At 55.2% G+C, this 12,008-nt stretch carries 7 protein-coding genes; 1 reads left to right on the forward strand and 6 read right to left on the reverse strand.

Annotated elements, in window-relative coordinates; translation table 11 throughout:
• Positions 1-5 precede the first annotated feature (5 nt).
• A complete protein-coding gene (locus OKW98_RS10890) occupies positions 6-2,951 on the reverse strand; it encodes a hypothetical protein (protein WP_265389153.1) in 2,946 nt (981 codons plus the stop codon).
• 49 nt (positions 2,952-3,000) lie between these two features.
• Entirely contained in the window at positions 3,001-4,842 is a 1,842-nt protein-coding gene (locus tag OKW98_RS10895; RefSeq protein WP_265389154.1) for a hypothetical protein, read from the reverse strand.
• Positions 4,843-5,164: 322 nt separating this feature from the next.
• Here OKW98_RS10895 and OKW98_RS10900 point away from each other — a divergent pair, with 322 nt between their 5' ends.
• Complete coding sequence (locus OKW98_RS10900) at positions 5,165-7,360, forward strand: autotransporter outer membrane beta-barrel domain-containing protein (protein WP_265389155.1); 2,196 nt, start codon at positions 5,165-5,167, stop codon at positions 7,358-7,360.
• A 76-nt stretch (positions 7,361-7,436) separates the two neighbouring features.
• Here OKW98_RS10900 and OKW98_RS10905 read toward each other — a convergent pair whose 3' ends face one another.
• The 4 genes from OKW98_RS10905 to OKW98_RS10920 all read right to left on the reverse strand — a co-directional run bounded on the left by OKW98_RS10905 (position 7,437) and on the right by OKW98_RS10920 (position 11,917).
• On the reverse strand, positions 7,437-8,102 hold the full coding sequence (locus tag OKW98_RS10905) for a hypothetical protein (protein WP_265389156.1): 666 nt from the start codon (positions 8,100-8,102) through the stop codon (positions 7,437-7,439).
• A 422-nt stretch (positions 8,103-8,524) separates the two neighbouring features.
• Complete coding sequence (locus tag OKW98_RS10910) at positions 8,525-9,178, reverse strand: hypothetical protein (RefSeq protein ID WP_265389157.1); 654 nt, start codon at positions 9,176-9,178, stop codon at positions 8,525-8,527.
• Positions 9,179-9,459: 281 nt separating this feature from the next.
• Positions 9,460-11,025 carry a methyl-accepting chemotaxis protein gene (locus OKW98_RS10915; RefSeq protein WP_265389158.1) on the reverse strand — a complete coding sequence of 522 codons (1,566 nt, stop codon included), beginning with the start codon at positions 11,023-11,025 and terminating at the stop codon, positions 9,460-9,462.
• Between the two features lie 100 nt (positions 11,026-11,125).
• Complete coding sequence (locus tag OKW98_RS10920) at positions 11,126-11,917, reverse strand: CPBP family intramembrane glutamic endopeptidase (RefSeq protein WP_265389159.1); 792 nt, start codon at positions 11,915-11,917, stop codon at positions 11,126-11,128.
• Between the last annotated feature and the right edge of the window lie 91 nt (positions 11,918-12,008).

Below are 12,008 nucleotides of genomic sequence, written 5' to 3' on the forward strand. Positions count from 1 at the left end.
GCAGATCAGCGAATCGCGACGCCCAGGCTGGAATTGATGTGCAGCAGTTTGTAATCCTTGCCGGTGTTGAGGTTCTTCACGTAGTACCACTTCGCGCCCAACACGTTCTTGGCGACGGTCGAGGACCAGTAATTGGCGTTGCCCATCGGCCAGCGGTTGCCGTAGGCGTTATAGATCTCGATCAGCTGGTGGATGCTCGGGATACGCCCGCCGATGCGGTTGGCGGCGTTGGACATCTGGGTGTAATTGCCAGAGCCCACACCGTGGCATTCGATGACGCCGGTGACCGAGACGGTAAAGCTTTTTCTCTCTCCAGATGCATCAGTCGCCGTAATGATTGCGCCGCCTCTGCTGCGTACCGAGACCAGGCCCGTTGCGTCAACATGTGCCACATTCGGCATGCTCGACGAGTAGGTATAAGGTGGTTTGCCGCCAGCTGCTACCCGCTTGATCGTAGTTCCGGTCGGGAAAACCGGAAGCAGTTCGGGATGTGCCGGAAGCAGATAAATCTTTCCGTCCAGGGTGGCTGGAGATGTGTCGAATTCCAGACCTTTGATAACACTTAGCGACAGTTCTTCAGAACGGCGAGGTACGCCGTTTCGAATGACTTCGTAGCTCAGTATTGCCGTACGGCCTTCAGCTGCAGAGATCTGTGATTTAGGCACGTTGAAAACGAGAGCTTGTTGGTCTCCAACAGTTTGCGTGGCGGTATCAAATGTCGAGACGCTAGACCAGCGAGCGGTGACATGATCCTCAGGCGCCATGTTGCGGTAACTGACGCGAACAGTTGCGCCAGATTCCGGAATCAATGTGGGGCGCAAAATTCCGTCAGCGCCTACTGAGTCCATGGCAGGTGCCGGCAACTCGAGCACTGAACTCATGATTTGCAGGCTCACGATGTCGGAGTGTTGCACCCCAGCAGCGCGTTGCACGGTGTATGAGACGTTGACCGTTTGGCCATCGTTTGCACTCACCAATTGGCTAGCAAACACGACCGATAGCTCGCGAAATGCCTCCTCGGCGGTGATGACGTTGTTCTTTGTCCCGCTCCCTTTCGGGCCGCTCCAGCGCGTTTCAACGATATCTCCATTAGCCAGATTCGCGTCGGAAGCTATTAAGACTGTCGCGCCGTCAGGTGCATCAGCCGGATCGAGCGTGTCGCCCTTGGCTTCTTTGACAGTGGGATTGGGCAACGGCGCGTACACCATGCTACCCACACGGAATCGCAGTTGCGCGGAGACGAACTTCTGCGTTCCTCGATCGACTTCGTACCAAGCGGTCACTTCGCTGTTTGTATTTGCCTCTACGAAGCGCTTGTTGACCCTGAAAATCACCTCTCTGCTGACGGTACCGCTGTTAATTACGGTGAAATCACTGTAACTGCCGCTGGATCCTTGGCCGTCCCAATGCAGGGTGACCTGGTCATCCACTGCCATGCCCGGATACCGTGCGATGCGTACCGTGGCTTCAAGGGCAATGTTCGCCGGGTCCAGCACGCCACTGCTGTCCAGCTCGTCAATTGAGGGCGCTGGAAATGAAACCCCAGTGTCATCGCCCACCAGCACATTCAGTACGGGAGACTTGAAAAACTCCCTCTCGAATGACGTAACGGTGTAGTAAACCTCCAATGAACCGCCCGCCAATGCGCTGACCTTCATGTCGGGAATCGCGTACTGCAACGTGTTGCCGATGTCACCATGGCTGAGATTCTTACGCTCCTCATGCATGACATTCGCGCCGGCCGCCGTCTTACCCATCCACACCAGATTGACGTCGTGGCCAGGAAGCATGAAGTAGTAAGGGGGTACCTCGACCAACACGTTATGAGCAGTCGGATCCAGTACCCCTTCGTTTTGCTCGGCCAAGGGGATTCGTGGCGGATCCAGTTCCATCATCTTCCCGATGATTTTCAACGGCAGATTTTTCGATAGCAACGCTTGGCCGGTGGTTTTCATTACCCGGTATTTGATGCGGGCGCGGCCTTGGCTGATCGGTTGGAAAAGATCGTTTGGAATCGAAAAGTCCAAGAACCCGAACGGGTTCTGAACCACTTTCGTCGTTCGATAGGTGTCCAGAGGTATGCCAGCACCCGTTTCACGTTCGACGGACAACATGACCTCATCGTCCTTGGCAATCTGGGGGTTGGACAGCACCAGGATCTGGACCGGCGCGCCATCCAGCTTTTCAAGATCAAGTTCCATGTCAGGCGCCTGCGGTGCGACCGGTGCAGGCAACGTATCCCGGCCGATTTCCACCTGCGCATACGTTGGCAGTGACCAGCGCGACCAGTTGTTCACCACGTCGCGGATTTCGTAGCGGACTTCAATCATGTCCGAACTGCCCGCGAATTCGATGGCGCCTTTGGGCACTTGAATGATGACGGGCTTACCGATCTCAGCCTCACTCGTGATGACCATTCGAACGAACTGCCCATGCCATGAAAGCTTGATGTCATCGCCGACAGCCATGTTCACGTAAGGGGCGATTTCTACTGAGACGCCTTCCGGTGAGGTGATGATGCCGGGTGGGGAGATCGTAGGCGTTCCCAGAGTTTCGTTTTCGTACGGCGTAGCCGGGTTTGGGTCCTTGCCTCCCGGAATATCAAGCTTGACCAATACTTGTATGACATTGGACTGCTCAGGGATTGCCGAGGGAAACGGAGTATAGATGTACTTAACGTCAGTCAGGCCCGGCTTAATCCAATGGGTGTCAACGAGCAGCGTAAATATCCCGTCACTAATGGCTGAATCCGATGTATGTGTATAAGACGATACGGGGGCTTCGTTAGCTCCCCAGTAAAGCTCGATCTGGTCCTTCGGGCTAAGCTTCAAAGGGCCTACAAGTACCTCCAATGATTTCGCGGGGTCTGCCACATCGACATCACCGACTCCGGCATGGTCAAAGCTCAAAATTGTCGGGTTTGGTAATGTGAAGCTCTTGTTAATCTGCATGTACGATATTCCCTTCTAAAAGATGGCGGGCCAATGGCCCGCCGATGTATTAAGCGGTACAAACACCAGCAACACGAAGGTCGACGTAAGCGCTCGCCCTTTTTGAGTTGCCAGTACCTTTGTCACTGATTACTTGGTAAGTTGCTTCCGCATGGCCGTAGCAGTGGCGCATAAGTTCGCTGCGGGGGACGGAGAATCTGTAGCCATCTATGACCTGCTCAGAAGTAAGGGGCGCGGACGTATGAGTCCATGCGAAACTGAGCTCATCCGATACCAGATCGCTGTACGCCTCATATGTGAAAACGATTGTTTGCCCTCTGCTGATGTTCAGAAATGGCTTGATGTACACCGGGGCGCCATTTACAGAATTCTCTCTATTGATGGCTCCATTAGAATTCAGTTGCTCAAATTGAGGAGCATCCAAACCATCAGATCCACCCGGAAGCTCATCTTTGGATCGCACGATAATTCCGCGTTCTTCAGAAATTGATTGGTTAGGATTGTCCGTTTGTGAAACCGTGTAGTAGACGCGAATGTCGGTTCCGGTCCCAATAGGTTTGAATGCCGAGTTTGGAATGGTTAGCAGCAGGGGGCGTCCTGCAGCAGTGTCGGAATTGGTAATAATGTATGGAGGAATTAAAACCTCTTGTCCACTCCAGTAGATTTGAATGTTATCGCCGGCGTTGAAGTTTTCGTTCCAGCCGAGAATAACGGTAGCATCAAGTTCGAAATCATTTTCGTCAATGACATTGTCCTCAGCACTCGGAGTGCTACTACCACCCTTGATGGTGGGTTTTTCTAGAGGGCCAGGTACAGGCAATTCGATTTTGACATTTACATCGACTGTTTCCGAAACTCCTACCAGATGCCCGTCGCGCAGGACGTCGTAACGCAACTGACGTACTCCATCACCCGCCTGCGCGATGGTCGCGTACGCAACATCGAATATGAGAACGAACTCTTCGCTCAAATCTTCTTCGTCTACCGGGTACGGCCCAATCGGAATTGCGCCCCATCGTAGAAGTATCTCGTCCCCATCTTGCAGGATAGTGGTGGATGGAATACCCACCTTCACATTCGAAAGTGCGTCTACGTAGTCGATTAAACCGTCGTAGTTCTCAACGACTGGAGGCGAAAGATCAGTGATGACTTCGGTGAGAAATAAAGGGATGGTTACTTCTCTAGACGGGGCCGAGAGGTTACCAGCTCGGTCTTTAATCTTGTAGTACGTCGCCCCAGGATTGTTTCCGAGTGACAACAAAAAATCTTTGTCAAAAGGTACTTCGATAGGCTTATCACCATTCTCGTTGCCGGTGAGGACAATTTCGGGGCCCGGGATACTTCCCCAGTAAGTAAAAATAGTGTCGCCCCCGGTTAAGCCGGTATATCCGTAGATGCGACCTGTCAGCGTGTCGCCCATGGCCCCGAGTTCTGCCGCGGTGAGGCCGTCCTTCGCCTCTTCTGGAAAATCCATATATCCGAGCTGGTGTGCCCCAGGTGCGGTTCTGTCGATTTTGATGTCCACCACAGGAGATTCCGCCGTATTACCACCAGGAAACGAGCTGGTTACATACCGCAGTTCGTAGACGCCATCTGTTGTCAATTCGGTGTCCACAGGTATAGCGAGCTCGATGATTGCGCCCTCAATAGGGTTATCAAGTGTGTATGGCTTTCCGACTCTAAAACCGTTGAGGGTCAGGTGCAGAGAATCATTTGGCTTTGCGCCTTCCCAGATAGTAATCTCGATAATCACATCGTCGTTCAGATCTTCAGTTTTAATAAGTCCGTCGATGGGGTCCGCCACAGGAACGTGAGGGATCGGTAATTCAAGCTCGGCTTTTCGCATTTTATAAGGGCTTTTCGCCGTAGAGCGTGTTCTGGTTTTGCACATTTTAGTCACCGTTATTCGTTTCTCGGATTGCAAATGGAACCTTGACCAAAGTTTTTTTAGCGATCAGGTTCTCGTGCCTGAAAGGTATTGCTCCACTTCAGTCCTGTTGAAGCAATAGGTTTTCTGGAGCGCCGTCAAGGGCGAGATTTCTTTTAAATTACCTAATCTACATTTTGCGAAATTTCCTACAGGCAAACTGGGATTTGTCTGTAGGAAAAAAACTCAGTTGAATAGGAAGAAGACTATTTCTTGTGTCCAACTAAATATCTAGCGATGATTCGTGATGCTCCTATGATCGCCGCTCATTACAGGAGCGGGTGCATTGAAACAGTTTTTTAAACGTCGAGTTGTGACATCTTTAGGTTTAAGTATTGCTAGTGTTCTCACCTGCGTGCAGGCAGGTGCGTCAGAGTTTGAGCGGATTGACATCGGCAACAACTCCATTTATCTCGGGCCTGATGATCAGCCAGACTCATATGCGATTGGTGCATTCGGAAAGCTGGATGTGTCTGGTGGAACCGTTGACAGAGTCACAGCATACGGTGGGACCATTGCCATCCACGATGGCAGCTTCGTGAGACAGGGTATCGTTGCTGGTAAATGGCTGGACGTTGTAGGTTCAGTTGTTCATGGGGATTCGAATGTTGCGGTCGTCGTCCAAGAGGGCGGCGTCGGTAATATCACTGGTAGCTTGATAGAGGGCGGCGGCCTTGCCGTTAGTTCGGTGGCGCTTAGCACCGTTAATATATCGAATTCATCAGTCACCGCATTGAAGTCCGACGCGTCAGGGTACGGGTGGGGGGTCGGAGTATTCGGAGGTACGCTGAATATAGCTGAGGAAAGTGACGTGGTGGGACTCCAGAACGGCGCGTATCTTTCGTCCGGAAGAGTCGCTGGACAAACCAAAACTTTCAATACCGGCAGCCTCATCATTGAACATGCAGCCTTGAGGTCAATCGAGGGAGCTGCCATAAAAGTTGAGAATGTTTTAGGTGATGATGCTTTCACCGACATACAGATTAAAAATGGTGCCACCATAATCGCAGGTAACGGTCGTATCTTAGAGGTTGTCAAGGGCGGCCATGTGTCTTTTAGATCCGACAAAAGCGAGCTGATTGGTGATTTGCATTCTGATCCGGACAGCTTGTTGGATGTCGGGCTTACCAATGGATCAATCCTTACAGGCAACGTATTTGGGGTTAATTTAATGACCATTGGTATCGACTCGAAATGGTTCATGAGTAGGCAGACCGAAATCGGCTCGATGGTTTTGGACGGCGGCAGCGTTGGCTTCACCGGAGACGGCTTTCATTCGCTTTCGCTGGGCAAGCTGTCCGGCTCCGGGCTTTTCGATATGCGTATCAACCTGGACGACGGCACCGGCGATTTGCTCAGCGTGAACGGGGAAGCCTCGGGCAGGCATCGTCTGCGTATTCAAAACACCGGCACCGAAGCCGTCCCCGCCGAGTTCGACCCGCTTCGGGTGGTTCACACCGAAGGCGGGGATGCCGAGTTCGGGCTGGTGGGCGGTCGGGCGGATCTCGGGGTGTATTCCTACGCGCTTGAGCGCCAGGGGACGGACTGGTTCATCGTCGGGTCCGGCAAGGAGATCAGTCCTTCCACCAAAAGTGCGCTGGCGTTGTTCAACACGGCACCAACGGTGTGGAACAGCGAGTTGACGACGTTGCGCAGTCGTATGGGGGAAGTGCGGGGTCAGGAGCAGGGCGGCGGCTGGATGCGTACCTATGGCAGTCGCTTCAATGCGTCGCTGGATTCCGGCGTTGACTACAGCCAGAAGCAGCAGGGTCTGTCGTTTGGTGCTGACGCGCCTGTGCCGGTTGGCAACGGTCAGTTGTTGCTCGGATTGATGGGCGGTTACAGCAAGTCGGATCTGGACATTGGCCGAGGCACTTCGGGTCAGGTCGACAGCTATTACGTCGGCGCGTATGGCACGTGGTTGTCGGAGGGCGGCTATTACCTGGACGGCGTGCTGAAACTCAACCAGTTCCATAACGAGTCCAAGGTGGCGATGAGCGATGGCACCAAAGCCAAAGGCGACTACAGCAGCAAGGCGCTGGGCGGCTCGCTGGAAGTCGGCAAGCATGTAAAGCTGGGCGATGAGTATTTCGTCGAGCCGTTCGCGCAGGTGTCCAGCGTCTGGATCGATGGCAGCCGCTACACGCTGGACAACGGCATGCAGGCCAGGACCAACCAGACTCAGTCGGTGCTGGGCAAGGTCGGCAGTACCGTGGGGCGCAGCTTCGCCCTGAAGGACGGCGGTGTTGTTAAGCCCTACGCACGGGTGGCGTTGGCCCACGAGTTTTCCCGCAGTAATGACGTCAGCGTGAACGGTCAGCGTTTTGACAACGACCTCTTTGGCTCTCGCGCTGAACTGGGCGCAGGTGTGTCGGTGTCGTTGTCCGAGCGACTTCAGGTACACGTTGATTTCGATTACATGAAGGGTGAGCATGTTGAGCAGCCTTGGGGTGCGAACGTAGGTGTGCGCCTGGCGTTCTGACATTCGCGTCAGTTGATTGAAACGCGGTTTTGAAGCCCCGGCTGCAGCAATGCAGTCGGGGCTTTTTTACGTGGGTTTACGGTTTGGGCTGCATCCGGCGCCGTCGCGGCGGACGGCCCGGGGTCGAGCCCTTGCCGCGTCGCTTGCTCAGCCGGGGCAAGTTGACGGTCAACGTTTCCGAAATGCCGACGAGCTTGGCGCGCCGCACCACTTCGTAGCGCACCTCGACACGTCCACTTTCGTAGTCCGCCAGGGTTTCATTGTTGAGGTACTGAACCAGGCGAGGGCCTTTTCGGCCCTCTACCTTGCCGATGGTGGTGTAGAAGGTGTTGTGGCCCCAGCGCAGCTTCAGGTGATCCCCGAACCAAAGCTTCGGAGAGCGCGGGATGTTGATGTAGATGCCCACGTTCAGCTGGGCGTCGGTAGGGCCCTCGGGGTCGGCACCGGTGATGTAGGGCGCTTCGAATACCGGCGGCGGAGGCGGGTGCTTCATCTCGTGATGCCATGGGAATCCCGGGGCGTTCTGAAGCTGGCCGGCGTAGACCATCGCCTGTTCAGCCGCACTCTTGCCCACGGGCGGCACTGCTTGCAGATCTTCGTAGAGCGGGATTGAACTCTTGCCGGGTGATTTTCGTTTGGTCCTGCGGGTATTTTTCGGGTTTGGCACTGTTGGCTTTTTATTGTTATCTGACTCGGTCGGGTGTGAGTGGGGTGGCGGCTGGATATCCGTTTCATCTTCCATTGGAACTCCTTGATCAGATCGCTAGTGCGAGGATTACAGGATGGGGTGTTGTGCGCATGCTTGTAGGACTGCGGCGCTGCACATGCCTATGATCAATTCGAAAAATATTACTGTCAAACAAGCGAAGTGCATGGGATTGCATGGCTTCTTCGAAAAACTTTCACAGTTGAATATGTCCTTGATGTGTGAGTGCGGCAGTTTTCGCGGCTTTTTTGGGTGATTTAAATAACTATGTATCGCGCGTAGTCTATAAAAATTTGATAGTCCATCAGACACTTCCTACGGAGATGTAGGTTTTGTGGAATGAAAGCACCAAAAAATAATTGAAAATATTTTTCCCGGGCGAATTTATTGACAAAACCTCCACGCATAAGCGTGGAGGTGGTTACTTTTGGTATTCAGTTGAATAGCCTGAACGCTGGTTACAATTTAAGTGAAACCAGCGTCGGCAGGCTGGTGATGGATACATTGCCCGCGCGGTCGGTCACGAAATACTCGATGGACACGTTTTCCGCTGCAAGGGCTTGCAGGTGTTCGCGGCTGAAAGTGATTTCGACGGACCGGAGGGTGAGCTCTTCCGCCTGGACCTGATGGGCCGGGCCTGCAACGCCGTTGAGTAATGTCTGGATGACATCGCCCGGTGCCATGCCCGCATAGCCAGGGAGGAGGCCAATGAGTTGATCGCCGAAGGTGGCGGTGGGGAAGATGAGGGGAGCGAGGAGGGTAGCGCCGGGTTTGGTGCGGTCGACGCGAATTGTGGTCGACGGCGATTCAACGGTAATGCCACCTGTCATGTTTGTGACCGTATAAGCGACTTCGTAGGATCCGTCATTCTCCAGTTGTTCAATGGGTAATGTAAGTGATAAGAGCGTTCCTGGCGCCGGCAGCGGAACGGGCATTGTTTGAATCGGCCCAACCATAATGCCGTTAATCATTAGCTGAAAAACATCTCCTTCATCCGAGTACGTCCATGTCTCCACAACCACAGAAATATCCCGGGTTAGATCAGCGAGCGGTATGAGGCCATCGATAGCAGCCACGGGTATAGAAGGTGCAACTAGCCCTGTAGACTTCATGTGTATCTCCATTTGACGCACCGCTACGCTCTATTCGTAGAGAGTGCCCATTGAATTAGTTATCCAGATCAAAAAATACCCCACCCATGGTGGTAACTATTTATCGTCTTTCAATAATCAACTAATAGAGTTCTACAAATCCTGTCAACACCCAACCTCCCGCGCCAAACCAAAAACTGCTCTCCCAAACGATTTTCAGAAATGTCCTACTTAAATCCTAATTAAAACAAAAAGGCCCCGGCAGACGATCTGCTGGGGCCTTGGCCTAACCCATCAATCACTCAGCGGTTAAAGCGCTCCACCAGTGAGTATTGCGTGTTGGCTGTGTGGGTCAGCTCCGCACTGAGCGTGGCAGAGCGACGTGCTTCCTCAGAGGTCTGGTCGGCCAGGTGCGCGATGGTGCTGATGTTGCGGCTCACCTCTTCTGCCACCGAGCTTTGCTCTTCAGTGGCGGCCGCGATCTGCGTGGTCATGTCGGTGATGTTGGCCACTGCGTCGCTGATGCCCACCAGCGCCTTGTCGGCCTCCATGACCTGCTGGACGCCTTCTTCTGCCTGGCGACGACCTGTGTTCATGGTCTGCACCGCGTTGGTGGCCGTCTGTTGCAGCTTGGCGATGAGGGCGTGGATCTGGCCGGTGGATTCGGTGGTGCGTTGGGCCAGTTGGCGGACTTCATCGGCGACGACGGCAAAGCCACGACCCATTTCGCCCGCGCGGGCGGCTTCGATGGCGGCGTTGAGGGCCAGCAGGTTGGTCTGATCGGCGATGCCTTTGATGACATCGACAACGCCGCCGATTTCGTCGCTGTCTTTCGCCAACTGGGTCACCGTCAGGCCGGTTTCTCCCACCGAGGTGGACAAGCGCTGAATCGCCTCGCGTGTGTCGCTGGCGATCTCGCGGCCGCGACGGGTCAGCTCGTTGGCCTGCTGCGTGGCGTCAGCGGTGCGCTGCACGTGATTGGCGACTTCTTGCGTGGTCGCGGCCATCTGGTTGACAGCGGTGGCGACCTGTTCGGTTTCGACGCGCTGACGTTCCAGGCCGGTGGAGCTGGCCTGCGCCAGGCTGTCGGACTGACGCGCCTGAGCGTTGAGGTGTTCGGCGGTGTCCTGCAGGCGGGTGAGGCAGGTCTTGAGACGCGCTTCCTGGCTGAGAATCGACATCTCCAGCCGCGCCTGTGCGCCGCGGCTGTCGGTGTACATCTGCGCGATCAGCGGGTCGGACGTGGTTTGCTCGGCCAGACGCATCAGGCGCTTGAGGCCACGCTGCTGCCAGCTCAAGCCCAGCAGGCCCAGCGGCACCGACAGCGCGGCGGCGAGCACGAAACCCCAATGGGAATTCAGCCAGACGCCAATCAGAAAGCTCAACTGGCTGACCAGGATGAACGGCAGCCAGTCCTGCAATATCGGCAGCCATTTGTCACGGCCTGGCACAGCGCTCTTGCCGCTGTTCAGGCGTTTGTAGAGGGCTTCGGCGCGACGCACCTGTTCAGCTGTCGGCTTGATGCGCACGGACTCGAAGCCCACGACCTGTTTGTTCTCGAAGACCGGCGTGACGTAGGCGTTGACCCAATAGTGGTCGCCGTTCTTGCAGCGGTTCTTGACGATCCCCATCCACGGCAGGCCCTGCTTGAGCGTGGTCCACATGTGCTCGAAGACCGCCGCCGGCACGTCCGGATGGCGGACGGTGTTGTGGGGCGATTTGATTAGTTCATCTTCGGAAAAACCGCTGATTTCAATGAAGGCGTCGTTGCAATAGGTGATGACGCCGCGCGCATCGGTGGTGGAGATCAACCGCTGCTGCGCCGGGAAGGTCCGTTCGCGTTGAGTGATGGGCTGGTTATTTCGCATGAGCTATTCGATCCAGGAAGGCTGTGAGCGGTTATCGGCCTGGAGGGAGAAAAATGAAGCTTTTGTGAACTGCTTCATGTTTCGAGGTCCTGAAACGCGCTTACCGGTCGAACATCGGATAGGTGAACAGGCTGAAATGCAGCAGATTCACACCAAAGTGGGTGAGCACGGCGGCGGGCAGGCCGCCCAGTCGATAAGCCACTCCATACCCTACGCCTGCGATGCCCGCCAGAAGCGCCCACTCCCAGCCACCGCCGATGTGCGCAAGGCCGAAGAGTGCCGACGCCATCCCGATTGCCATTGCGTCGTGGTAAGGCAAGTGTTGCAGCCATTTTTTCAGGCTCCCTTGCAGGTAACCCCGAAAAAGCAGTTCCTCGGTCAGCGCGACCAGCAGCAGGTTGTTCAGCGCCCAGATGCCCGTTTGCCCGGGCCACTTTGGCGACCAGCCGACGAGGCCCAGCAATAGCGCTGTTGATAAACACGCTGCGGCGGTGACGGGCAGGGCGATGCTGGTGACGCCCAGCCACCGTCGTGGACTAAACGCGACAAACACCCAGGGGCAGGCAATTGCGATCCAGAAGCCAATGAGGGGCCTGTCGAGATTCAGGTACATCGAATACGGCGTGGCTTCGGGGCTCAGGCGCACGCCGGCAATCGCCCGTGCACTGATGAAACCGGGTAACCAGTGACTGGCCAGTCCCGCGGCAATGGCGATAAATAGGGCGTGACCGAACAGGCGGACGGCGCGGTGCTGGAAATGGCTGGCGCAGATGCCGGCCATGATCAGCAATCCGAACGTGATAACCACGGGAACGCTGAGCTGGCCGTAGAGCAGCGCCACACCGTAGCCGAGAGACAGCAGAAAGAGGGTTGTCCAGCGTTGCGCCGACATGAAGTCGTCCTTGGGCGTCGGAATAGGCTGGCGATTTTAGCGTTGATTAAACGCGGGTGTATGTCGGACCAACGGGAAGTCGGTCCGAATG

Origin of the sequence: Pseudomonas sp. KU26590 (genome assembly GCF_026153515.1) — a bacterium.
In the GTDB taxonomy this organism is placed as follows: Bacteria; Pseudomonadota; Gammaproteobacteria; order Pseudomonadales; family Pseudomonadaceae; genus Aquipseudomonas.

Coding starts and splice junctions, on each gene's coding strand:
- OKW98_RS10890 (WP_265389153.1), bottom strand. CDS start 2,951: ATGCAGATTAACAAGAGCTTCACATTACCAAACCCGACAATTTTGAGC.
- OKW98_RS10895 (WP_265389154.1), bottom strand. CDS start 4,842: ATGTGCAAAACCAGAACACGCTCTACGGCGAAAAGCCCTTATAAAATG.
- OKW98_RS10905 (WP_265389156.1), bottom strand. CDS start 8,102: ATGGAAGATGAAACGGATATCCAGCCGCCACCCCACTCACACCCGACC.
- OKW98_RS10910 (WP_265389157.1), bottom strand. CDS start 9,178: ATGAAGTCTACAGGGCTAGTTGCACCTTCTATACCCGTGGCTGCTATC.
- OKW98_RS10915 (WP_265389158.1), bottom strand. CDS start 11,025: ATGCGAAATAACCAGCCCATCACTCAACGCGAACGGACCTTCCCGGCG.
- OKW98_RS10920 (WP_265389159.1), bottom strand. CDS start 11,917: ATGTCGGCGCAACGCTGGACAACCCTCTTTCTGCTGTCTCTCGGCTAC.